Annotated in this window: 25 protein-coding genes; 2 read left to right on the plus strand and 23 right to left on the minus strand. The window is 34.9% G+C overall.

Annotated elements, in window-relative coordinates; translation table 11 throughout:
- Nucleotides 1–71: 71 nt before the first annotated feature.
- The 4 genes from msrB to nfsB all read right to left on the minus strand — a co-directional run bounded on the left by msrB (nucleotide 72) and on the right by nfsB (nucleotide 2,962).
- Nucleotides 72–524: a peptide-methionine (R)-S-oxide reductase MsrB gene (msrB, locus tag ABJ955_RS11330; RefSeq protein ID WP_347374735.1), complete on the minus strand. Its 453-nt coding sequence runs from the start codon at nucleotides 522–524 to the stop codon at nucleotides 72–74.
- 318 nt (nucleotides 525–842) lie between these two features.
- Nucleotides 843–1,703 (minus strand): helix-turn-helix domain-containing protein, encoded by an 861-nt coding sequence (locus ABJ955_RS11335; protein ID WP_347374736.1) that lies wholly within the window; start codon nucleotides 1,701–1,703, stop codon nucleotides 843–845.
- 204 nt (nucleotides 1,704–1,907) lie between these two features.
- Nucleotides 1,908–2,285 carry an ester cyclase gene (locus tag ABJ955_RS11340; RefSeq protein WP_347374737.1) on the minus strand — a complete coding sequence of 126 codons (378 nt, stop codon included), beginning with the start codon at nucleotides 2,283–2,285 and terminating at the stop codon, nucleotides 1,908–1,910.
- 20 nt (nucleotides 2,286–2,305) lie between these two features.
- Nucleotides 2,306–2,962, minus strand: a complete 657-nt coding sequence (nfsB, locus tag ABJ955_RS11345) for an oxygen-insensitive NAD(P)H nitroreductase (protein WP_347374738.1) — start codon at nucleotides 2,960–2,962, stop codon at nucleotides 2,306–2,308.
- A gap of 236 nt (nucleotides 2,963–3,198) precedes the next feature.
- Between nfsB and ABJ955_RS11350 the strand changes: the two genes are divergently transcribed.
- Nucleotides 3,199–3,570, plus strand: a complete 372-nt coding sequence (locus tag ABJ955_RS11350) for a helix-turn-helix domain-containing protein (protein WP_347374739.1) — start codon at nucleotides 3,199–3,201, stop codon at nucleotides 3,568–3,570.
- Nucleotides 3,571–3,583: 13 nt separating this feature from the next.
- On the opposite strand, the gene corA is transcribed toward ABJ955_RS11350, so the two are convergent.
- From corA to hisG, 9 genes are read right to left on the minus strand one after another with little or no spacing between them, the layout of a single operon-like run.
- Nucleotides 3,584–4,672: a magnesium/cobalt transporter CorA gene (gene corA, locus ABJ955_RS11355; RefSeq protein ID WP_347374740.1), complete on the minus strand. Its 1,089-nt coding sequence runs from the start codon at nucleotides 4,670–4,672 to the stop codon at nucleotides 3,584–3,586.
- Nucleotides 4,673–4,711: 39 nt separating this feature from the next.
- Nucleotides 4,712–5,317, minus strand: a complete 606-nt coding sequence (gene hisIE / locus ABJ955_RS11360; protein ID WP_347374741.1) for a bifunctional phosphoribosyl-AMP cyclohydrolase/phosphoribosyl-ATP diphosphatase HisIE — start codon at nucleotides 5,315–5,317, stop codon at nucleotides 4,712–4,714.
- A gap of 5 nt (nucleotides 5,318–5,322) precedes the next feature.
- Nucleotides 5,323–6,078 carry an imidazole glycerol phosphate synthase subunit HisF gene (hisF, locus tag ABJ955_RS11365; RefSeq protein ID WP_347374742.1) on the minus strand — a complete coding sequence of 252 codons (756 nt, stop codon included), beginning with the start codon at nucleotides 6,076–6,078 and terminating at the stop codon, nucleotides 5,323–5,325.
- Nucleotides 6,079–6,118: 40 nt separating this feature from the next.
- Entirely contained in the window at nucleotides 6,119–6,850 is a 732-nt protein-coding gene (gene hisA / locus ABJ955_RS11370; protein WP_347374743.1) for a 1-(5-phosphoribosyl)-5-[(5-phosphoribosylamino)methylideneamino]imidazole-4-carboxamide isomerase, read from the minus strand.
- Entirely contained in the window at nucleotides 6,847–7,434 is a 588-nt protein-coding gene (gene hisH / locus ABJ955_RS11375) for an imidazole glycerol phosphate synthase subunit HisH (RefSeq protein ID WP_347374744.1), read from the minus strand. Before hisH ends, hisA begins: the two co-directional genes overlap by 4 nt.
- Nucleotides 7,435–8,571, minus strand: a complete 1,137-nt coding sequence (gene hisB / locus ABJ955_RS11380; RefSeq protein WP_347374745.1) for a bifunctional histidinol-phosphatase/imidazoleglycerol-phosphate dehydratase HisB — start codon at nucleotides 8,569–8,571, stop codon at nucleotides 7,435–7,437. It abuts the gene before it with no gap.
- Nucleotides 8,571–9,623 carry a histidinol-phosphate transaminase gene (hisC, locus tag ABJ955_RS11385; protein WP_347374746.1) on the minus strand — a complete coding sequence of 351 codons (1,053 nt, stop codon included), beginning with the start codon at nucleotides 9,621–9,623 and terminating at the stop codon, nucleotides 8,571–8,573. The genes hisB and hisC overlap by 1 nt, the downstream gene beginning before the upstream one ends.
- Complete coding sequence (gene hisD / locus ABJ955_RS11390) at nucleotides 9,616–10,914, minus strand: histidinol dehydrogenase (RefSeq protein WP_347374747.1); 1,299 nt, start codon at nucleotides 10,912–10,914, stop codon at nucleotides 9,616–9,618. Before hisD ends, hisC begins: the two co-directional genes overlap by 8 nt.
- 4 nt (nucleotides 10,915–10,918) lie before the next feature.
- Nucleotides 10,919–11,776: an ATP phosphoribosyltransferase gene (hisG, locus tag ABJ955_RS11395; RefSeq protein ID WP_347374748.1), complete on the minus strand. Its 858-nt coding sequence runs from the start codon at nucleotides 11,774–11,776 to the stop codon at nucleotides 10,919–10,921.
- Between the two features lie 288 nt (nucleotides 11,777–12,064).
- Here hisG and ABJ955_RS11400 point away from each other — a divergent pair, with 288 nt between their 5' ends.
- Nucleotides 12,065–13,792 carry a sodium:solute symporter family protein gene (locus tag ABJ955_RS11400; RefSeq protein ID WP_347374749.1) on the plus strand — a complete coding sequence of 576 codons (1,728 nt, stop codon included), beginning with the start codon at nucleotides 12,065–12,067 and terminating at the stop codon, nucleotides 13,790–13,792.
- A 56-nt stretch (nucleotides 13,793–13,848) separates the two neighbouring features.
- Here ABJ955_RS11400 and ABJ955_RS11405 read toward each other — a convergent pair whose 3' ends face one another.
- The 10 genes from ABJ955_RS11405 to lpxD form a co-directional block, all read right to left on the minus strand.
- Entirely contained in the window at nucleotides 13,849–14,664 is an 816-nt protein-coding gene (locus ABJ955_RS11405) for a prohibitin family protein (protein WP_347374750.1), read from the minus strand.
- A 26-nt stretch (nucleotides 14,665–14,690) separates the two neighbouring features.
- The gene (locus tag ABJ955_RS11410; protein ID WP_347374751.1) at nucleotides 14,691–16,724 is read right to left on the minus strand and encodes a vWA domain-containing protein; all 2,034 of its coding nucleotides are present in this window, start codon (nucleotides 16,722–16,724) and stop codon (nucleotides 14,691–14,693) included.
- 86 nt (nucleotides 16,725–16,810) lie between these two features.
- On the minus strand, nucleotides 16,811–17,557 hold the full coding sequence (gene fabG, locus ABJ955_RS11415; RefSeq protein WP_347374752.1) for a 3-oxoacyl-[acyl-carrier-protein] reductase: 747 nt from the start codon (nucleotides 17,555–17,557) through the stop codon (nucleotides 16,811–16,813).
- 227 nt (nucleotides 17,558–17,784) lie between these two features.
- Nucleotides 17,785–18,657: a succinate--CoA ligase subunit alpha gene (gene sucD / locus ABJ955_RS11420; protein WP_347374753.1), complete on the minus strand. Its 873-nt coding sequence runs from the start codon at nucleotides 18,655–18,657 to the stop codon at nucleotides 17,785–17,787.
- 111 nt (nucleotides 18,658–18,768) lie between these two features.
- Complete coding sequence (locus ABJ955_RS11425) at nucleotides 18,769–19,182, minus strand: nuclear transport factor 2 family protein (RefSeq protein WP_347374754.1); 414 nt, start codon at nucleotides 19,180–19,182, stop codon at nucleotides 18,769–18,771.
- Nucleotides 19,179–20,117: a UDP-3-O-(3-hydroxymyristoyl)glucosamine N-acyltransferase gene (locus ABJ955_RS11430; RefSeq protein ID WP_347374755.1), complete on the minus strand. Its 939-nt coding sequence runs from the start codon at nucleotides 20,115–20,117 to the stop codon at nucleotides 19,179–19,181. The genes ABJ955_RS11425 and ABJ955_RS11430 overlap by 4 nt, the downstream gene beginning before the upstream one ends.
- 59 nt (nucleotides 20,118–20,176) lie before the next feature.
- Nucleotides 20,177–20,743: an elongation factor P gene (gene efp, locus ABJ955_RS11435; RefSeq protein ID WP_347374756.1), complete on the minus strand. Its 567-nt coding sequence runs from the start codon at nucleotides 20,741–20,743 to the stop codon at nucleotides 20,177–20,179.
- Between the two features lie 77 nt (nucleotides 20,744–20,820).
- The gene (gene lpxA, locus ABJ955_RS11440; protein ID WP_347374757.1) at nucleotides 20,821–21,606 is read right to left on the minus strand and encodes an acyl-ACP--UDP-N-acetylglucosamine O-acyltransferase; all 786 of its coding nucleotides are present in this window, start codon (nucleotides 21,604–21,606) and stop codon (nucleotides 20,821–20,823) included.
- A 71-nt stretch (nucleotides 21,607–21,677) separates the two neighbouring features.
- Nucleotides 21,678–23,084: a bifunctional UDP-3-O-[3-hydroxymyristoyl] N-acetylglucosamine deacetylase/3-hydroxyacyl-ACP dehydratase gene (locus tag ABJ955_RS11445; RefSeq protein WP_347374758.1), complete on the minus strand. Its 1,407-nt coding sequence runs from the start codon at nucleotides 23,082–23,084 to the stop codon at nucleotides 21,678–21,680.
- A complete protein-coding gene (lpxD, locus tag ABJ955_RS11450) occupies nucleotides 23,077–24,102 on the minus strand; it encodes a UDP-3-O-(3-hydroxymyristoyl)glucosamine N-acyltransferase (protein WP_347374759.1) in 1,026 nt (341 codons plus the stop codon). Before lpxD ends, ABJ955_RS11445 begins: the two co-directional genes overlap by 8 nt.
- Nucleotides 24,103–24,157 lie beyond the last annotated feature (55 nt).

Consider the following 24,157-nt stretch of genomic DNA (forward strand, 5'->3'; position numbering starts at 1 on the left):
AGTATTGACAGTTTTCACGGTATATTAAAACAGCTAAACTTCACTTATACATAGGTATACGCATAGGTGGTTTAGACTATTTTATTTGAAAGCTCCATCGATTCAGAGTTTATACAATACCGAAGCCCGCTAGGTTCTGGTCCGTCAGGAAACACATGTCCCAAATGTGCGTCGCATGTATTGCACATTACTTCTATTCTAACCATGCCAAAGGCAGTATCTTTTTTATACTTTATTGCGTTTTCTTTAATGGGCTGCGTAAAACTGGGCCATCCTGTGCCTGAGCTAAATTTAATTGTAGAATCGAATAATGGCGTATCACAGCAAACACAGTTATAAAGCCCTTCTTTATAAACATTGCATAAAGTTCCACTGTTTGGTGCTTCTGTCCCTTTTCGTCTCGTTATTCTAAATTGTTCGGGAGTTAATAAGGCTTTCCATTCCGCTTCAGTTTTTTCTAATCTTCTATCTGGGGTTGGGTTGCCTTTTACTGTAAAATTTATTACTTCTTTCCATGTTAACATACCTTATCCTTTTTTAGTTTACGCTGCTTAAATACTTAGTTAATAATACAAATTTACAATGTTCATAGCAGTAAAAAAGTATTGATATTTCCTATAACCTTATACATTTTACTTACTGTGAAATGATTAAAAAAGTGTGGCTTAAAAAAGGCTTTTGCGTATTAAAAACTAACACTTATAATCATAAATATTCTCCTAATAAATGAATATCTATCCTCATTTTTACGTATGTAGGTAATTCTTTATGTTGGAAAGAATTATATTTGAAAAATTGGTTTGGGGCTAATTTTTCGTATTGAAAAAATATAATTAGAAGATTCAATTATGCGAATAATCCAGTTCATTTTTAAGGGTCTCTTTATACGATTTGGGAGATAAACCAGTGTTTTTTTTAAAAAATTTAGAAAAATGTGAAGCTTCTTCGAACCCAAGCTCAAAAGCGATTTCTTTAGTGCTTTTGTTTGAATACTGCAACAAACGTTGTGCTTCAAGGATGATACGCTCTCCTATAACTTTTAAAGGGGATTTATTGTGGTAGTTCAAAAATAAATTTGAGAGTGATTTTGATCCTATATTAAGTAAATCTGCATATTCAGAAACTTTATGCTTCGTGCGAAAATGCATTTCCAATACTAAATTAAATTGTCTGATAATATCTAACTTAGACTGTGGCATAGCAGAATCTTCCATAGTTCGTCTTGCTATTCGTACCGATTTTAATAAAAGGCGTTTTAATAAAACCCGAAGCATTTCGCCTTGTATTTTGTCTTTGGTGTTAAATTCTTCAATAAAAAAGCGATATAACAAATCGAAACTGGAATCCTCCTTCTCCGTTAATGAAATTACAACGGGAGATGAAGATCCATAAAATAGAAACCCATTGCAAGCTACTTCGCTATCGTGGTCTCTAACACAATAAAACTCTCTGTTAAATACATAGCAAATTGCAGCATCCGTTTCTTCTGAAACCTGTAACCTATTTAAAGGGGTGCAAAAGAGCAGCTGCCCTTTGTTTAAATGAACTCTATAACCGTCTAAACCCAAGGAAACACGATCCCTTTTTGCCCAGATAATCTTATAGCAATCACCTATTTTTAAGTTGTTGTAAAAAGATTCTTTTTTAAGATCGGTTAATACGAACTGCCCATTTTGATAAATATTATTATAAAAGAAATCCATTAAAAATGATTTATGGTAGCTAATACACTTAAAACTTAGGGCTGAAATTTTAGCTTGCTTATCGTATTAGACTAAATTTAGACCGAAAGTTACAGTTTTATCATTTATGAATTTAAAAATAATTCTCTTTCTTAAAATACTATCTCCTAAAAAAGACTCTTCATATTTTTATAGAAGAGCTTTTTTAGTAAAAGAATAAAGCCATTAATACATTGTATTCGAATTTTCTGATGTTTTAGGAAGCTGCTGAATAGCATCCCAATGTTCTACAATTTTTCCTTTTGAATCAAACCTGAAAAAATCCATGGTAACATATTGATCATTTCCTGGCCAAACTTGATGGGTATGTAGGGCTACTAAATCAGCCTCAGCTATACTACGCACAAAACTTATTGTCTTTTTAGGATACGCGCGCTGCATCCGCTCAAAATACGATATAAAGCCTTCTTTTCCATCTTCTACAGTTGGGTTATGTTGGATGTACTCATCGCCAACAAATAGTTTTACGGCTCTACTCGGGTTTCCTTCATACGCCATTTTATAAAAAGCGATGGCGTTTTGTTTGTTAACTTCAGTATGCATAAGACAGCTTTGGTTTTATATTAAACAAGTTGTGTGATTATTTCTTCTTCGGGAAACCTAGATTTTGGAAGTGTGGCATTAAAGTCTGTTTCTTTGCGATACCCTAAAGATACTACAGCAACAGCTGTAAGTCCTTTTTCGCGAAGCGCAAATTCTTGATCCAGAATTTTTAAATCTACTCCTTCCATAGGTACGGCATCAATGCCTAAAGCCGCGACCCCAAGCAATAATGCCCCCATATTTAAATATACTTGTTTTTCCATCCAATGCTGCAAATCTTTATAATCATAGCGATGTAAGTCTGCAAAAATCTTTCTTCCAGCATGCATTTGGTCTTTAAATTCTTGTTTTGCAAAACGACCATCTTTATCTTCTTGCTCTAAAACCTTTAGCATATATGAGGTATCAGCATCTGTTCTTGCACAGAAAACAATTACTAACGACGTATCCATAACCTTAGCCTTGTTAAAAATATAAAATCCCTCAGTAGCTTTGCTTATACGCTCTTTTCCCTGTTGCGTAGTGGTCATAATGAAATGCCATGGCTGAATGTTTGTGCTTGAAGGACTTAGTCTTAAAAGACCTTTGATTTGTTTAATATCTTCCTCTGAAATATTTTTTTTTGTATCAAACTCTTTTGTGGAATACCGTCTGTTTGAAATTTCAATTAAATTCATTGTATTTTATTGTTTTTAGGATTGAATAATTATACTATCAAAAGTATAGTGCAAAAGTAAGGATGGTTTTAATTTCTCACAATAACGGTCAAAAAGTATAGTATAAGAAACTAGAAACACAAAGAAGTTAACTTGCTAATTTAAAGTTGTTTATGTGTTTTAAAATAAACTATAAAAAATATAGTTGTAAACAATAGTATAGTGAGCTATCTTTGTAATTGCGTAATAACAATACAATGGAGATAACAACAAAAAAGAGACTAATAAAATATAACAATAAAACATTTTCTTGTACCACTAGTATTGCCATGGAACTAATAGGTGGGAAGTGGAAAAGTGTAATATTAATCTATTTAGTGGATGGGAAAAAACGTTATAATGAATTGCGAAAAACTATTTCAACAATTACCGAACGCACTTTGAGTTTGCAATTAAAGCAATTAGAAAAAGACGGCCTGATTACACGTAAGGTTTATACAAAAAAACCTCCTTTAAAAGTGGAATATGAACTTACTGAATTTGGAAAAAGCTTAGCACCAGTGCTTCATGCGATTGCTGAATGGGGAATGTCTGTAGCTAATGAAAAGGGGCAATTTATAGAAGATTAATGTTTTTTTACTTTTACAACCATTTTTTTCTTTTAAAATACCAAAGCATTCCCACAAATACGATAATCATTGCCGCCCATAAATAATAGTATCCATATTGGAAATGCAACTCAGGCATATTTTCAAAATTCATCCCATAGATTCCTGCCATAAATGTTAATGGAATAAAAATGGATGCCATAATGGTTAATACTTTCATTACTTCATTCATTTTGTTGCTAATGGTCGTCATATACATATCCATCAACCCCCAAATCATATCACGGTATATTTCTACACTTTCATTTACTTGAATAATATGGTCATAAAGATCGCGAATGTATTTATTGGTGCGCTCTTCAATTAATGGGGTTTCTATTTTTTCAAGCCTGTTTATTACTTCTCGAAGCGGTAAAACCGCACGTCTAATTTTTAAAATTTCCTTTTTAAGTTCTTGTATTTCTTCTGTAATATGATAATTGCCTTTGTCGTCAAAGAGTTTGTCTTCTAGCAACTCTACTTTATTACTTAAAAATTCTATTACTGTAAAATAATTATCAACCACAGCATCTAGAATTGCAAACATTAAATAGTCTGCTCCCGCACTACGAATTCTACCTTTGCCATGTACTAATCTTTCTCGTAAATCATCAAAAACATCGCCTTCAGCTTCTTGAAATGTAAGCACATAATCCTTTCCCATCACCATACTTACATGCTCCGTAGTAAGGAATTCATTTTCATTGTAATGCAACATTTTAAAAACTAAAAACAAGTAGTCATCATATTCATCAATCTTTGGACGTTGGTGAGTCGTTACAATATCTTCTTGTATAAGTGGGTGAAGTTCAAAATGGTCTCCAAGAGTAATAATAGCGTCCGTATCGCTTAACCCATTTACATTAATCCAAGTAATATGATTAGAGTCTTCATATTTAAAAGCATCCTGAATGGCATTCGTTTCAAAACGATCATAATGTTCTTTTGAATAGTCTATAATATCCAGTTGCGTTACAAGTGTGTGTTTTTTTCCTGTATAGCTAACTGTTCCTGGCGAAAGATTTTTGGCCCTTTTAGGTTCTATTTTTATTGTTTGTTGCTTTTTTCTTCTTTTGGCAGCCATAAACGCGGATTTTTTTTAAAGGTAGGAAAAAGTATAAAATTATTCTGCATTGTGTCGCAGCTCTAAAACATTCTCTATATCCTGCAATTTAAATCCTTTTGCTTGTAACAAAATCATATAATGAAAAAGTAAATCTGCGCTTTCATTCAAAAATAATTTATCGTCATTATCTTTTGCTTCAATAACAACTTCTACTGCCTCCTCACCTACTTTCTGAGCAATCTTATTGATTCCTTTTCTAAAAAGCGACGAAATATAGGAGTCTTCATTTGCAACATCTTTCTTTCGGTCTTCAATAATCGTTTCTAATTCTAAAAGAAACCCAAAATTCGACATATTTTTTTCCTCCCAACACGTATCAAAACCTTTGTGGCATACAGGGCCAACGGGGTTTGCTTTCACTAAAAGCGCGTCATTATCACAGTCAATTCGCATGGAAATAACTTTCAAAAAATTGCCACTTTCTTCGCCTTTTGTCCAAAGACGTTGCTTGCTTCTACTAAAAAAAGTAACAACGTTAGTTTCATTTGTTTTTAGAAACGCCTTTTGATTCATATACCCTAACATTAGTACGATACCAGTGGTATTGTCTTGTATAATTGCGGGAACAAGTCCATCGCTGTATTTATTAAAATCTATTTTCATCTTTTTTATAATCGCACAGGAATATCCTGATTCTTTAATTCGTTTTTTAAATTTGTAATTGTTATTTCATTAAAATGAAAAACACTTGCCGCTAAGGCTGCATCTGCTTTTCCTAAAGTAAATGCATCTGTAAAATGCTGAATTTTTCCGGCACCTCCTGAAGCAATTATAGGAATCGTTAACATGGTAGAAAGCTTTGATAAGGCTTCATTTGCAAAGCCATTCTTGGTGCCATCATGATCCATGGAGGTAAAAAGAATTTCTCCAGCACCACGCTGTTCAACTTCTTTCGCCCATTGAAATAAATCAAGATCCGTTTCTTTCTTTCCCCCCATTAAGTGAACTTTCCAGTTACCAGCAAGTACTTTAGCATCAATCGCCACTACAATACATTGCGCCCCAAATTTAGAAGCTAAATCGTTTATTAACTGTGGATTTTTAATTGCCGAGGAATTAACCGAAATCTTATCAGCACCATTATTTAAAAGGATCTCCACATCTTCAACCGAAGAGATTCCACCCCCAACAGTAAATGGTATGTTAATAGTTTCTGCCACCTTTAAAACCAATTTAGCCAATGTTTTTCTACGTTCTTCGGTAGCTGAAATATCTAAAAAAACAAGCTCATCTGCCCCATTTTCTGAATAATGTTTAGCAAGCGCTACAGGATCACCAGCGTCTCTCAGGTCCACAAAATTGATTCCTTTTACGGTTCTTCCATTTTTAATATCCAAACAGGGTATAATTCTTTTTGTAAGCATGGCTTTGGTAGTTATATTTTTAGTAGTTGTGCTAGGTATTTTAAAAATTATGTGCCAAAATATATTTTTCTAATTGATATAAACTGATTCTATTTTCATAAATCGCTTTCCCTATAATCGCTCCTTCACAACCAATTTCAGCAAGCTTAGGGAGCTCATCAACTGTTGAAATGCCTCCAGAGGCAATTAAGTTTACGGGGGCAATTTTTGAGGTGATTTTTTTATACAGCTCAAAGGAAGGACCTTCTAACATCCCGTCTTTACTAATGTCTGTACAGATTACATACAGTATTCCTTCTGCCGTATATTTCTGAATAAACGGCAATAACTCTTCCTCGGAATTTTCTGTCCAACCACTAACAGCTACTTTTTCATCTAATGCATCAGCGCCAAGAATAATTTTATCACTTCCAAATCTTTGAAGCCATTTTTTAAATTTCTCTGGATTCTTTACGGCAATACTCCCGCCCGTTATTTGATTTGCACCACTTTCAAAAGCAATTTTTAAATCCTCATCCGTTTTTAAACCACCGCCAAAATCAATTTTTAAAGTAGTCTTTAAAGCTATTTCTTCTAAAACACGGTGATTTATAATTTTTTTACTTTTTGCGCCATCTAAATCTACCAAATGCAAATACTGAATGCCATGCGCTTCAAACTGCTTGGCAACTTCCAAGGGGTTTTCGTTGTATATTTTTTTGGTCGTATAATCTCCTTTTGAAAGACGTACGCATTTTCCGTCAATTATATCTATGGCTGGGATAATTCTCATGGGGATAGTTCTAAAAAGTTTTTTAATACTTGCGCTCCGGCTTTGCTACTCTTTTCTGGGTGAAATTGCACCCCATAAAAATTATCTTTTTTAAGCGCTGAAGCATATTCATTTCCATAGACTGAGGTAGCTATAGTCTCATTACATTTTGGGGCATAATAGCTGTGAACCAAATACATAAATTCATCTTCAGAAATATTTTTAAACAAATCTGATTTTAAATTTGAAATTTGATTCCAACCAATTTGTGGTACTTTCACTACGTTTGAAAACTTTACGACAGCCACATCAAAAACACCCAAACCCTTTGTGTTTCCTTCTTCAGATGAATTGCAAAGCAGTTGCATTCCCAAACAAATTCCAAGAACTGGCTGTTTTAAAGTTGGAATAATTTTATCTAAACCTGAAGCTTTTAATTTTTTCATCGCACTACTTGCCTCGCCTACTCCAGGAAAAATCACTTTGTCTGCCGCTTGTATTTCTACTTTAGAACGCGTTAAAATTGCGCTGTGATTTAGCCTTTCAATAGCGAATTTTACACTTTGAATATTTCCTGCTCCATAATCTATAATTACAATTTTCATTTATAAGATTCCTTTTGTTGTTGGTAAAATCATTTTTTCTGAATCGCGTTTTACAGCCATTTTTATAGCTTTCGCAAAAGCTTTAAATATCGCTTCAATTTTGTGATGCTCATTTGTACCTTCGGCCTTTATATTTAGGTTTGCTTTAGCACCATCTGTAAAACTTTTAAAAAAATGGTAAAACATTTCAGTAGGCATTTTCCCAATCATTTCACGTTTAAAATCTGCTTCCCAAACCAACCAATTTCTCCCGCCAAAGTCAATCGCAACCTGCGCTAAGCAATCATCCATCGGTACGCAGAAGCCGTAACGTTCTATTCCCAGTTTATCGCCCAAGGCCTTGCCAAAAACGTCACCTAACGCAATGGCTGTGTCTTCAATGGTATGGTGTTCATCTACCTCTAAATCGCCAGAAACCTGGATTTCTATATCCATTTGACCGTGACGCGCTAGTTGGTCTAGCATATGGTCAAAAAATGCGATACCCGTGCTTATATTGCTTTTTCCTGTACCGTCAAGATTAATCGCAATGGTAATGGCTGTTTCATTTGTTGTACGCTTTAATGTTGCTACACGCGCTTTAAGCTTTAAAAACTCATAAATTTTCTGCCAATCATTGGTCTCTATAGCGATGTACTGTTGAATTTCTTCAGGATTTAAAGAGATTTCTGAGGTTCCTAAATTGGTCGCATCATTAATAAATATTCCTTTAGAACCAAGATTTTTAGCTAATTCCATATCTGTAAGTCGATCGCCAATAACAAAAGAATTTTCTAAATCATAAGACTTAGAAAAATACTCCGTCAATAACCCTATGCCAGGTTTTCGAGTAGGAGCATTTTCGTGTGGAAATGTACGATCTATAACTACATTCTTAAACACAATACCTTCATTTTCAAAAGATTTTATAATAAAATTTTGCACAGGCCAAAACGTTTCTTCTGGAAAAGAAGCGGTTCCCAAACCATCTTGATTGCTAATCAGAACCAATTCAAAATCTAATTCAGCAGCAATTTTACCGAGATATTTAAACACTTTTGGGTAAAAAATCATTTTCTCAAAAGCATCAATTTGCTCATCTATTGTTTCTTTTATAATTGTACCGTCACGGTCTATAAATAACACACGTTTTTTCATTATTTCAATTCTTTTAGTGTTGCAATTAGTCTCCTGTTTTCTACTGGTGTGCCTACCGTTATTCGTAAGCTGTTTGCGCAAAGCGGTTGTGTGCTTCTATTGCGAACTACAATGCCTTTTTCAAGTAATTGCGAATACCGCAATGCTGCATTATCTACTTTAATAAGTATAAAATTAGCATCAGATTGGTACATTTTAGTGATAAATTTTATTTGAACTAAACCTTTAAATAATCTATTCTTTTCAATTGCTAATGAACTAATATCAGTTTTTATTTTATTAGTATCACTTAAGTTTTTAATTGCCTCTTTTTGTGTAAGTTGATTTACATTATAAGGAGGTTTAATTTTATTTAAGATTGAAATTATTTCTGTGGAAGCATAGCAAATTCCAAGGCGAATTCCAGCCATTCCATATGCTTTTGAAAGTGTTTGCACTATAATTAAATTAGGAAACTCCTGTAATTTTGAAATCCAACTTTCTTGTGATGCAAAGTCAATATACGCTTCATCAATAACCACTAAGCCATTAAAATGGGTTAACAGTTTTAAAATTTTAGCCATACTAATTAAATTACCTGTTGGATTGTTAGGTGAACATAGGAATATGATTTTAGTATTTTCGTCTATGCTTTTTAAAATTTCATCCGTTTGTGGCTGAAAATCTTTATCTAAAAGCACTTCCCGGTTTTCAATAGCATTTAGCGCTGCCAAAACAGCATACATTCCATAAGTAGGCGGCAGTGTAAGTATAGCGTCCTTCCCAGGTTCACAAAAAGCCCTAAAAAGCAAGTCTAATACCTCATCGCTACCATTTCCTAATAAAATTTGATTTTCAGAAATATTCTTTAGCTTAGAAAACCAACGTTTAAGCATTCGTTGTTGCGGATCAGGATAGCGATTAAAGCTAGTTTCAAAAGGGTTTTCATTCGCATCAAGGAAAATCATTTCTTTTTCAAATTGCTTAAATTCATCACGCGCAGAACTATACGGTTTCATTTTCCATACATTGGGTCGCACCAATCGCTCTAAATTAAAATTAGTATTACACATTTTGCTCCTTTTTTAAGCTAGTTAAACGAAGTGTAACAGCGTTTTTATGTGCTTGTAAGCCTTCTGCTTCCGCCATAACCTCAATTGCTTCGCCTATATTCTTAATTCCTTTTTTTGTTATTTTTTGAAACGTCATACTTTTTAAAAAGCTATCTAAACTTACACCGCTATATTGTTTTGCAAAACCGTTTGTCGGTAATGTATGATTGGTGCCCGAAGCGTAGTCTCCGGCGCTTTCCGGCGTATAATTGCCAATAAAAACCGATCCTGCATTTTGTATATTTTCAAGGAAAAAACCTTCTTCCTTTGAGATAATAATGAAATGTTCAGGCCCGTATTCATTAATAAGGTTTATAGCTTCTGAATTATTTTGAACCAATATCAACTTTGAGTTTTCAATTGCTTTCGCAGCAATACTTTTACGAGTTAAGAGCTCGAGCTGTTTTAGCACTTCTTTTTCCACTGAATTCAGCACTTTTTTTGAAGTAGTAACTAAAATCACTTGGCTATCTGCTCCATGCTCAGCTTGCGACAACAAATCAGATGCTACAAATGAAGTATTTGCGGTCTCATCGGCAAAAACTAATAATTCTGAAGGCCCCGCAGGCATATCAATAGCTACATTATATTTCGTTGCCAGTTGTTTAGCAACAGTTACATACTGATTCCCTGGGCCAAAAATTTTATAAACAGCAGGGATTTTTTTAGTGCCAAAAGTCAATGCGCCAATTGCTTGAATTCCTCCAACTTTATAGATTTTTGAAATACCACAAAGTTTTGCTGCATATAGAATTGTAGCGTTTATTTTTCCGCTTTTATCTGGTGGTGAACACAAAACAATTTCTTTACACCCAGCAATAGCCGCTGGTATGGCAAGCATTAAAACTGTTGAAAACAAAGGCGCTGAGCCACCAGGAATATACAAACCTACTTTTTGAATGGGTCTTTTTTCTTGCCAACAACAAACCCCTTCTGTGGTTTCAACGGTTATTTTTTCCGTTTTTTGAGCTCGGTGAAATTTCTCAATGTTTGATTTAGCAATATTAATAGCTTTTTTTAAGCTGTCTGAAACTAGCTTTTCTGCATCTACAATTTCGTTCTCAGAAACTATTGTTTCCGCAATCGTTACCCCGTCAAAAAGCGCTGTGTATTTTTTTATGGCTTCGTCTCCATTTAATTTTATTTCAGAAAAAACTTCAGTTACCAGGGTTGCTACCTCAGCTACAGACTGGGTGGGACGTTTTAATAAAGCAGTCCATGTTTCTGGTTTGGGATATATAATTTTTTCCATTTTCTTATAAGATCATTTTTTCAATAGGGCAAACAACTATTCCTTCTGCTCCAGCCGCTTTAAGCTCCTCGATCACTTCCCAGAAGGTATCACGATTTACTACTGAATGTATACTACTCCAACCTTTTTCTGCCAAGGGAAGTAAGGTTGGGCTTTTCATTCCTGGAAGAATTTTAATAATAGCATCAATTTTATCATTTGGTGCATTTAGCAATACATAACGGGAATCTCGACCTTGCAATACAGATTGAATTCTAAAGCGAAGCTTATCGAGTATTTTATTGGTGTTTGTTGTAATATTTGGAGAAACAGCAAGTACAGCTTCACTCTTAAGGATTACCTCAACCTCCTTTAAGTTATTTTTAAAAAGTGTGCTTCCACTGCTTACAATATCACAAATTGCGTCTGCTAAACCTATGTTTGGAGCTATTTCAACACTTCCATTAATAATGTGTAATTCCGCTTCAATACCTTTTTCTTTTAAGAAATTTTTTGTTGTTTCAGGATAGCTTGTAGCTATTCTTTTTCCGTTTAAATCTTGAATGGAATCATATTCAAATATTTTTGAAACTGCCAGTGAAACTCTACATTTTGAAAAACCTAACCGCCTAACAATATTGATTCCTTCCCCTTTTTCAACCAAAAGGTTTTCACCAATAATGGCGCAATCAACAACACCGTCATTAAGATATTGCGGAATATCTCCATTCCTTAAGTAATAAATTTCTAATGGAAAGTTTGTTGCAGCAGCTTTTAGCTGATCCCGACCATTGTCTATATAGATTCCACAATCCTTTAAAAGCGCTAAAGACTCATCGTGAAGACGTCCTGATTTTTGTATGGCAATTTTTAGTTTTTTCATTGATTACAGTAGTTTTAGTTGAGTTATAGGTATAAAAAAACCCGTTTGATTGCTCAAACGGGTTTTGAATATTGTTGAATTTACAGCACAACCATATCACCTCGCGTGAGCAAAGAAATTAATATGGTGATGATGTAAACTTGTTCTATTCATAATTGTAGGGACAAATCTAAACAAAAAGATTGTTTAAAAAACTGTGAATATTAAATTTAACGATTAATTAATTTATAAATCTATTTCTTTACTTTAACGGCAGTAAAGTAAACCATAGTAAAACCAATACTTCTTATGCATTTAGCCACACTTGACTGGGTTCTTATAATTTTCTTTTTTATTGTTTTTATTGTTATTGGATTAGTTGTAGCAAAAAAGTCTGGTAAAGATTCAAAATCCTTTTTTCTTTCCGATAGAAATATGCCGTGGTGGTTGCTTGGTGTAAGCATGGTGGCTACAACCTTTGCTGCAGACACACCCAATTTTGTAGCGGGCGTTATTCGTGAAGATGGAGTGTTTGGCAATTGGATCTGGTGGAGTTTTCTTTTAACAGGAATGCTTACCGTGTTTTTTTACGCTAAACTTTGGCGAAAAAGTGGAATAACCACAGATTTAGAATTTTATGAATTGCGCTACAGCGGCAAAAGTGCTGCTTTTTTAAGAGGCTTTCGGGCTATTTACCTAGGTGTTTTCTTTAATATAGTAATTATGGCGAATGTCTGCCTGGCAGCAATAAAAATTGGCCATGTAATGTTTGGTTTGTCATCGTATGAAGTTTTATTAATTGCTTCTCCTGTAGTAGTAATTTATTCGGCTTTTGGTGGTTTAAAAGGTGTTTTACTTACAGATTTTGTGCAATTTATAATTGCTATGATAGGAAGTATTTGGGCAACTATCTATATTGTAAATATGCCTGAAATTGGGGGAATAGAAAAATTACTCTCCACCCCTGCCGTAGCAGCCAAGACGGCTATGTTACCTGACTTTTCTAAACCAGAGCTTTTAATTCCGCTACTTATTATTCCCCTTGCGGTGCAATGGTGGAGTGTATGGTATCCTGGAGCAGAACCAGGCGGAGGCGGTTATATTGCGCAAAGAATGCTTGCTGCAAAAGATGAAAAGCATGCAACTTGGGCTACCTTATTTTTTAATATAGCGCATTATGCACTTCGCCCTTGGCCTTGGATTATTATTGGTTTAGCTTCCATAATTGTTTTTCCAAACCTTGAAAGTTTACAGGCTGCATTTCCAAACTTGGATCCATCATTTGTGAAAAATGATTTGTCATATCCGGCAATGCTTACATTTTTGCCAGCAGGTTTATTGGGTATCGTAATTACATCGTTAATTGCTGCATTTATGAGCACCATTTCTACACATTTAAACTGGGGAAGCTCGTATGTGGTAAATGATTTTTATGTTAGATTTCTTCGCAAAGAAGCCTCAGGAAAAGAACAAGTGGCAGTTGGCAGAATCGCTACTGTTGTAATGATGGTACTTGCTGGTTTATTAGCGCTCGTTTTAGAAGAAGCTCGTGATGGGTTCAATTTACTACTATCTATTGGAGCCGGAACTGGATTACTCTTTATTTTACGATGGTTTTGGAGTAGAATAAATCCATATAGTGAAATTGCTGCAATGCTAATCTCTTTTGTTATCGCTGCTTTTTTCTTTATAAATGAAAAAATGGAGACTCCTATGGTTGAAATAGCTGGGCATTGGCAACTGGTGTTAGGAGTAGTAATAACAACCCTTGGTTGGGTGCTTGTAACATTTTTAACGAAACCTTCAGATGCAAATACATTAAACAGTTTCAACAGTCTAATTTTTGGTAATGAATCAAAATTTAAAGGCTTTGGAATGAAAATTCTTGGTTTTTTTGCAGGTGTGGTTGGCGTGTATTGCACCCTGTTTGCTATCGGAAATTTTATTTATAGCAATACTGTTTTAGCTTTTGGGTTAACAGCTGTAGCTGTAGTTTGTGGCTTGGTAATTATAAAATCATTTCAGAAAACAGAATAAAATAAAAGCCTTCCACAAAGGAAGGCTTTATTAAAAATTTGAATGTTGTTACTTAATTAGTTATCCCCTAAAATTAAAGGCAAACCGCTTTCACCTGAACCAACCACAACTACTTTCGCATTTGGTGATTTTGCTAGCTCTAAGGTAGCATCAATACCTTTGTCCTGAAGAATTTTATCTGTCAAAGACGCACTTAATATCTTGTTAGCATCTGCTTTCCCTTGTGCTTCGATACGTACTTTTTGAGCTTCTTTCGTAGCTTTTTCAAGACGGAATTCATATTCTAACGATTCTTGCTCTTGTCGTAGTTTTCTTTCAATTGCATCTTTAATCGCAGCTGGAAGGGTTACATCACGTACTAAAACTTCATTCAATTGAATGTACTGCTTGTCTAAAATCTTCTTTGTTTCTTCAAAAATCTCTTCTTGAATGGCATCACGCTTGCTAGAATATAATTGCTCTGGCGTATAACGTCCTACAACACTTCTTGCCGCACTTCTAATTGCTGGCTGAATTACACGTTGTAAATAGTTTTCACCTTTCTCTTGGTGTAATTTAGCAATATCTGAAGGAACTGGTTGGTACCAAGCCGAAGCATCCAGTTTAATTTCAAGTCCATTTGAAGAAAGCACCTGCATTTTTTCACTTAATTCCTGCTGACGTACTTCATAAATAAAAACTTTATTCCAAGGAGCAATGATGTGAAACCCCTCCCCTAATGGGGGTTCGTCTGTAACAACCCCATTCGAAAATGTTTGATAAAGCACTCCAGCATGTCCTGCTTTAATAGTAACTGAAGATTTTGAAACTAAAATAATAAGTAATACAATTCCTACGATTACAGGTATTGTGAGTTTGGGTAATTTTTCCATTATTTATTTTGATTTTGATTATTTAACTAGATGAGCCCGTTATACTTTCTGATAAACCATTCTGCAGCGAGGGCAAAAACGATAAGTGCGAGAAGATATTTCCAATCTATCAAAGGTACCACTTTTTGTTCGCTTCGTTCAATATTTTGAAAATTTGGATTGTCAATTAATGATTTTAGTAGGGAATCGCTTTGCGTCACAAAATAGCTTTCCCCCTTAGTATTAGTTGAAATACGTTGTAATTTTGAAACAGCTGCATTTTGAAATTGCTGTTCTACATTAAAATCTAAAATTGTAAAGTTTCCACTACTAGAAACCCCTTCATTTGCTACAGAAATGGTATAAGCATATTCACCCGCAGCAAGACTATTTAAATCTACTTCATAATAATTATTTCGCAAAAGCATCGGAAAAACGGTTTGTTTCTCCGTTTCCTTATTTTTTACAGTAATATTAAGTGCTGCGCGATTATCAAAAGCATAGTTTTTATCAAAATACTGTGCCGAAATCTTTATAGCATTGTTATTGTAGTAAAATGATTCAGCGCTAACCGCTAGCCTACTTCTACGCTTATTTGAAGCCAAATACTGAATAAGGTTTCCTAAAAAATCATCAAACTCTTGAAAACTAGTCCCTTTTAAAAAACTAGCGGCACGCCATCGCCAAAAACCTTCACCATCCCATATAGCATCGCGCTTACCATTAATTTCCATTGTAGCTATCAAAGGGTTTCCATTAGCAATTCCACTAACATTTTGTGTTAGCATTACTTCATTTGGTACACGAATCGTTAACGCACCAAACTCTGTATGCAGTGGCGGAAAATTATGAAACCCAATGTCTGCAACAGCAAAAGTTCCATAATTAGTGCTTAATGCAGCTTGCACATCTTCACTTTGACTGCTGGCTTCTTTGTTAAAATTGTTTTGAGCAGCATTTAAAAAATACCAATCTGTTTGAAGCCCAGAAATAATCCAAGTATTTTTTTTAAGCTTTTCAAGTTCTGAAAATACCGAAGCAAAATTCCGATCAGGTTGATATAGAATAACTAGCTGATAATCATTTAAAATAGAAACTGCTGCTAGCGGTTTTTTGAAAGTTACTGTGCGTTGCTCGTTTGTTGTTATGGCACTTTTAAGAGCGCCTAAATCGGGATGTGTTAATTTGCTAACCACCAAAACATTCGTAGCTTCGTCTATAACTTCCACTGCAAACTGCTTTGTGTTGTTTGTTTTATTTTTTTCGTCTAAAAGGGGGCGTATTTGTGCTGTATATTTTTGAAGACCAACACTAGTCGCTGAAAGTGTAAAATGAAGCGTTTTTGAAGTTTCATTAGCAGCAAATGAAACCTTGGAACTATATACAGTTGAAACTCCTTTAGTAACCACAAATTCCGCATTTACAGGACTAGTGCCACTATAGTTTAATATCACTTCAACTGGAAATTGGTTTTTTAAAAACGCATACCTATTGGTGTTGAGCTGTTCAATTTTTAAATCAGTGTATCTTATGGAGTCGCCTAAAACCACTGTATATATTGGATTTTTATAGGTGGTGGTAGAAAATTCATAATCGCTGCCCAGCGTTTGGTTTCCGTCGGTTACTAAAACTGTCGCTGCGTTCTGGTTTTTAAAGAGTTCATTTGAAGAAACAAGTGCTTTTGAAATATTGGTGTTTTTTTCAGTAAACGAGAGCGAATCACCTTCGCGAAAATCATTTCCGAAGGAATAATAAGAAATATCAAATTTTGAATTGAGTTTATCGCTTTCTTTGAACGCTTGAAGTAATTGTTGCACATTCTCTTCTTGCCCCAACTCCCCTATTGAAGCTGAATTATCAACCAGAATAGGCAGCTTAGGCTTTTCAATAGTATAGCTTTCACTTTTAAATTTTGGATTGATTAATAAAAGTAAAATAGATCCTAATGTTATAAAACGTAGTAATCCAAAAACCCAAGCTAAAGCCCCTTTTTGTTTTGACTTATAGCCATACATAAAAACCGCCAGAGCAATAGAAATTATTCCGGCGATGATTATATAAAAAATGGTTACTGTGGACATTTGGATTTACGATTTAGATATTGGATTTAAAGTATAATCTTAAAGTTTCAACTTTTCAATAATAAATATAAATCGCATATCTTAAATTAAGTCAACATTCCTCCGTCTACATTAAGCACTTGGCCTGTAACGTAGGCAGAAAGGTCGCTGGCTAAGAAAACACATGCATTTGCTATGTCTTCTGGAGACCCGCCGCGTTTTAATGGAATGGCATCACGCCAGCTTTGAACGGTAGCTGCATCAAGCTTTCCAGTCATTTCTGTTTCAATAAATCCAGGAGCAATTGCGTTACAACGAATGTCGCGAGATCCAAGTTCTAACGCAACAGATTTTGTAAACCCAATAATACCGGCTTTTGAAGCTGCATAATTAGTTTGCCCAGCGTTTCCTTTAACCCCAACAACAGAGCTCATATTAATTATAGAACCTTTACGTTGTTTCAACATGGTGCGCTGTACGGCTTTCGTCATATTGAAAACAGATTTTAGGTTAACTTCAATAACCTTATCGAAGTCTTCCTCCGAAATGCGCATTAAGAGATTGTCTTTGGTAATTCCTGCGTTATTTATAAGAATATCGATGCTTCCGAAGTCTTTTACAACTTCTTCAGCCAGTTTTTGTGAATCTTCATAGGAAGCAGCATCACTCTTATATGCTTTTGCTTTTACGCCAGTTTTTGAAACTTCAGTTGCCAGTGCATTTGCTGCTTCAGCAGAAGCGCTATACGTAAAAGCTACGTTAGCACCGTGTTGTGCGAAAACTTCAACGATACCTTTTCCAATTCCACGGCTGCCGCCTGTGATGATTGCTGTTTTTCCTTCTAATAATTTCATATAAAAAAGTATTTCAATTTAAATTAAAAAGGTTTCGGCGCCACTTTTCTAATTCGTTGGGAACGCTTAACCAGACATATATTTATTAAAAAAGCCGCAAAAGGCGGAGAGTCAAATATAATAAAAGCTTATGGGTTCTCCATAAAAAAAGCCCTGTGAAAACCACAAGACTGTAAAAAAAGACCTGTAAGGTTATAAAAACGCTACAGGTCTTATAGATGTATTGATTATCCTAAAACTTCGGCAACTTTTTTACCAATTTCTGCAGGAGAATCTACCACGTGAATTCCACATTCACGCATTACTTTTTTCTTAGCTTGAGCAGTGTCTTCACTTCCTCCAACAATTGCGCCAGCATGGCCCATTGTTCTTCCTGCAGGTGCAGTTTCACCAGCAATAAACCCAATTACAGGTTTTTTAATTCCACTATTTTTATACCAGTTTGCAGCGTCAATTTCTAACTGACCACCAATCTCACCAATCATAACAACAGCTTCACTTTCTGGATCCATTATCAACATTTCCAATGCTTCTTTAGTTGTAGTTCCAATAATTGGATCCCCGCCAATACCAATTGCAGTTGTAATACCTAAACCTTGTTTTACTACTTGGTCAGCAGCTTCGTAGGTAAGTGTTCCAGATTTTGAAACAATACCAACTTTTCCTTGTTTGAATACAAAACCGGGCATAATACCTACTTTTGCTTCCCCTGGAGTAATAACTCCTGGGCAGTTAGGGCCTATTAAACGACACGCTTTATCTTTTATATAGTCTGAAGCAATAATCATGTCTTTTACAGGAATTCCTTCAGTAATTGTGATAATCACTTTAATACCAGCGTCAGCAGCTTCCATAATAGCATCTGCAGCAAATGCTGGGGGAACAAAAATAATGGTTGTATCTGCCCCAGTTTCTTTGACAGCTTCTGAAACCGTGTTAAATACTGGCTTGTCAAGATGTTTCTGTCCACCTTTTCCTGGCGTAACGCCTCCAACCACATTGGTGCCGTACTCTATCATTTGTCCGGCGTGAAAAGTACCTTCACTTCCGGTGAAACCTTGAACTATTATTTTTGAATTTTTATTTACTAAAACGCTCATTTTTAAGTATTTTCTGTTGTTTATGTATGTTAATTATTGAAGTAAATTCAGTATTGCTTTTTTAAATAATTCCCGCAAAGATACGGCTTTTGTTGGGGGAAAGAAAAAATATTAAACCTTAACTCTATGATAAGATTCAGTAGTGTCATCATTATCGGTTACAGGTTGACTTACTTGGTATCCACGATAAAGCTTATCGTCTTTTACTTCCCATATAGCGATAAAATGTGCTATCCCCAATTCTTCGTCTGGGTTTTCCATAGTACGGATATAGTATTTATAACGTATCGTTACATGGTTAGCATCACCTAATAAATGACTTACCTCAATGCGAAGATCGTTATAGGAACGACGAACTTCACTAAAAAAACCAACAATATCATTATAATGCATTATTGAAAGTCCATTGGCACTGTTCCAAATTAGAACAAGTTCTGGATGAAAAAAACGCTCCAAAACGCTATCATCATTCAGAATATCAGACTTATAAAAATCTCTTACTACTTCTTTTGCTTTATTGTTCATGATAATTTGTCCAATTTTTCAATAATATCTGGAATCAGTTTTATTGACGCTAATTCTTTATATTTTTTTCTAAATTCATCTGCTGGGGATCCAAAATACGATTTATTTCCAACTAAAGATTTACTTACGCCACTCTGAGCTGAAATTATAGCTTTTTCACCTATGGTAACGCCGCTAGTAATACCAACTTGCCCCCAAATGGTAACATAATCTTCAATTAAAACGCAACCTGCAATACCAACTTGAGAAGCAATTAAACACCGTTTTCCTATAACAGTATCATGCCCTACATGTACTTGATTGTCAAGTTTTGAACCTTCTCCAATTGTGGTTGAAGCGGTAACGCCTTTATCGATGGTGCATAACGCGCCTAAATCTACATTATTTTCAATAACAACGTTTCCACCACTTAAAAGCTTATCAAATTTTTCGGGACGATTTTTATAGTAAAAAGCATCACTTCCTAAAATAGTTCCAGCATGGATTGTAACATTATCCCCTAGTATCGTATTATCATAAATACAAACGTTTGAATGAATCAAGCAATTGCGACCAATCTTTACATTGTTGCCTACAAATACATTTGGCTGTATAACGGTTCCCGCTCCTATTACTGCAGATTCAGCAATTGAGCTCGTAGCACGTTGGAAAGGTCTAAAATGATTTGTTAGTTTATTAAAGTCTCGAAACGGATCTTCTGAAATAAGCAGTGCTTTCCCTACAGGGCATTCCACTTTTTTGTTAATAAGTATCACCGTCGCTTGTGATTGCAATGCCTTGTCGTAATACTTTGGGTGATCTACAAAAACAATATCTCCGGGCTGAACAACATGAATTTCATTCATTCCAAAAACCGGAAAATTTGCTTCACCTACATAATCTGAACTGATTAAGGATGCTATATTTTCAAGAGTTTGAGGATTTGGAAATTTCATTTATGCTTGCTCGGTTTTTATTTCAAAAAAATCATTGAAGTTACTATTGCTATTGAATATTATTCTTTTACTCTTTCTTGATATTGCCCTTTTTCAGTATCGATTCTAATTTTATCCCCTTCATTTATAAAAAGTGGGACGTTAATTTCAGCTCCTGTTTCAACAATAGCTGGTTTTGTAGCGTTTGTAGCTGTATTTCCTTTTACCCCAGGTTCGGTAGAAGAAACCTCTAAAATAACATGCGCAGGCATTTCAACTGAAAGCGGAGCACTATCTTCTGTATTTATAAGAACTGTCACTATTTCGCCTTCTTTCATTAATTCTGGCGTGTCGAGTATTCCTTTCATTAAACTAATTTGAGAATAATCTTCGGTATTCATAAAATGATACATTTCGCCTTCATTATAAAGGTATTGAAACTTATGAGTCTCTACACGTACATCTTCAATTTTATGACCTGCAGAAAACGTATTGTCAATCACTTTTCCTGTGGTAACACTTCTCAATTTAGTACGCACAAAAGCGGGGCCTTTACCGGGTTTTACGTGAAGGAATTCAATAATTTTGAAAATGTCGTTGTTATAGCGGATGCAAAGTCCTTTTCTGATATCTGATGAAGTAGCCATTATAAATTTTATTTTTTTAAATGTGGTTTTTAGATTGTTGCGTTAAAATTATCAACCTCTAAGTATTTAAACTCTTTTTAATTTGAATTGAAATATCCTTTCATAATTCCTCTTTTCGAGTTTTTTATAAATTGAAGTATTTCGTCGCGCTCAGGCGTAGCTTCCATTTCCGCTTCAATAATTTCTGAAGCCTGGGAAGTATTAAAGTTTTTTTGATATAAAAGTCTATATATATTTTGTATTTCAGTGATTTTCTGTGAAGTGAAGCCTCTTCTTCGCAAGCCAATACTATTGATACCCACATAACTAAGGGGTTCACGCGCAGCTTTTACAAAAGGAGGAACATCTTTTCTAACCAAAGAACCGCCGGTAACAAAAGCGTGATTTCCAATCATGCAAAATTGGTGAACCGCAGTCATTCCTGCCAAAACTACGTGATCTCCTACAGTTATATGCCCTGCTAGTGTACTATTATTTGAAAAAATACAGTTATCCCCCACTATACAATCATGTGCAATATGGCAATATGCCATAATCCAGCAATTTTTACCAACAACAGTTTTACCGCGATCAATAGTTCCACGATTAATTGTTACATATTCACGGATTGTGGTACCATCCCCAATTTCAACAGTAGTGTCTTCATCCTTAAATTTTAAATCTTGAGGAACTGCTGAAATTACTGCCCCTGGAAAAATATTGCAATTTTTACCGATGCGTGCACCTTCCATAATTGTTACATTACTACCTATCCAAGTTCCTTCGCCAATTACAACATTATTGTGTATTGTTGTAAACGGTTCTATAACAACATTTTTGGCTATTTTTGCGCCCGGGTGGACGTATGCAAGTGGTTGGTTCATTATTTAATATATTATATTTTTAATGAAATTAGAATTGTGTTCTAAATACTAAAACACACTACATTATTCATCTATAAGTTTTTTGTTTTAACCATTTGGGCCATTAATTCAGCCTCGGTTACAAGCTTGTCGTTTGCATACGCATTACCTTTCATATGAACAATACCACGACGTATTGGAGACATTAATTCTAATTTAAAAATAAGTGTATCCCCTGGATTAACTTGTTGTTTAAACTTTACATTGTTTATTTTCATAAAGAATGTAAGATAATTTTCAGGATCAGGAACCGTACTTAATGCTAGGATCCCCCCTGTTTGTGCCATTGCCTCAACAATTAAAACACCAGGCATAACGGGTGCTCCAGGAAAATGACCTACAAAAAACGGCTCGTTCATTGTAACATTTTTAAGCCCTACAACATGGGTGTCAGACATTTCCATGATCTTATCAACCAGTAAAAAGGGTGGCCTATGTGGAAGCATTGCCATTATCTGGTTTACGTCCTTTACAGGAGGTTGATTTATATCGAATTTTGGAATATTATTTCGACTCTCTTGTTTTATTATTTTAGAAAGTTTTTTTGCAAATTGGGTATTTACGTGATGCCCGGGTTTATTTGCAATTACTTTTCCTCGAATTCGAGTTCCTACTAACGCTAAATCCCCTATTACATCTAAAAGTTTATGCCTTGCAGCTTCATTTGGGTAGTGTAATGTTAGATTGTCTAAAATCCCATTTGGTTTTACAGAAATTGTATCTTTTCCAAAAGCAGTACGAAGCTTATCCATTGTACCCGGCGAAAGCTCTTTATCTACATAAACTATTGCATTATTAAGATCTCCACCTTTAATGAGTCCATGTTCTAATAACATTTCAATTTCATGAAGAAAGCTAAAGGTTCTTGCGTTTGCAATTTCATCTTTAAATCCTGAAATATGCGTTAAGGAAGCATTTTGTGTGCCTAAAACTTTAGTGCCAAAATCAACCATGGTTGTTACTTGGTATTCATCAGCCGGCATTACAATTATTTCACTACCCGTTTCTTCATCTAGGTATGAAATAACTTCTTTCACCACATACTCTTCTCTTGGGGCATCTTGTGCTACAACCCCTGCTTTTTCAACGGCTTCAACAAAAAACTTTGAAGATCCATCCATAATAGGCGGTTCAGAAGCGTTTAATTCCATAATACAATTATCCACTTCAAGTCCTACCAATGCGGCAAGCACATGTTCAGATGTTTGGATTTTTACACCGCGTTTCTCAAGATTTGTACCTCTTTGTGTATTGACTACATAATTTGCATCTGCTTCAATAACAGGATGCCCTTCCAAATCAATTCTCACAAACGAATACCCGTGGTTTTCGGGAGCGGGTTTAAATGTTATTGTTACTTCTTTACCCGTATGCAGACCGACTCCGGTAAGCGAAATTTCCTTTCCGAGGGTGCGCTGTTTTACAACACTTTCATTCATTATCAAGCTTTTTTTCAACTATATTGAACCTATCCATTATTTTGGGTAGGTTTTTAAAATATACATAACTTTTATTGTAATCGGCATAATTTAACGCTGGTGATCCTTGTAGGGTTTCATTGTCCTTTACATTTCTACCGATTCCACTTTGGGCTTGTATTTTTACATTGTCGCCAATTATAATATGCCCTGCAATACCAACTTGGCCGCCAATCATGCAGCTTTTGCCAATTTTGGTTGAACCAGCAATCCCAGTTTGAGCAGCGATTACAGTGTTTTCTCCAATAATAACATTGTGAGCTATCTGAATTTGATTATCCAGCTTTACTCCTTTTTTTATAACTGTAGCTCCCAAAGTTGCGCGGTCTATGGTAGTGCCCGCGCCAATGTCTACATTATCTTCAATAATTACGTTTCCAGTTTGAGGTACTTTATGATATTCTCCTTTTTCATTTGGCGTAAAACCAAAACCATCTGCCCCAATAATAACTCCACTATGAATAACACAAGCTACACCAACAACTGTTTCAGAATAAAGCTTTGCTCCAGTAAAAAGAATTGTATTATCGCCAATAGTTACATTATCACCAATATAAACATTCGGAAAAATTTTCACATTATCGCCTATTTTTACATTTTCTCCTATATATGAAAAAGCGCCTAAATATAAATTTTCTCCATATTTGGCACTTTCCGAAACAAACACAGGGTTTTCAATCCCCGTTTTATTCATTTTTACTTGATTGTAATACTCTAAGAGTTGCGAAAAGGCTTTATACGCATTTTCTACCCTAATTAAAGTGGTTTCTATTTTGCTTTCAGGAACAAAGTCGTCATTTACTATTGTTATTGAAGCTTTGGTAGAATATATATAATGTGTGTATTTTGGGTTTGCCAAAAAAGTAAGGCTCCCTGTATTCCCTTCTTCAATCTTTGCAAGTTGTGAAACTTCTACTCCTTCATCACCATCTACGGTACCGTTTAAAATTCCTGCTATTTGGGCTGCTGTAAATTTCATTGGATGTGTTGGGTTATTTTAACCAAATTATAGAAAGTTGGCAACCGCAAAATAG

The sequence above is a fragment of the Aequorivita sp. Q41 genome (assembly GCF_039831855.1).
Classification (GTDB): Bacteria; Bacteroidota; Bacteroidia; order Flavobacteriales; family Flavobacteriaceae; genus Aequorivita.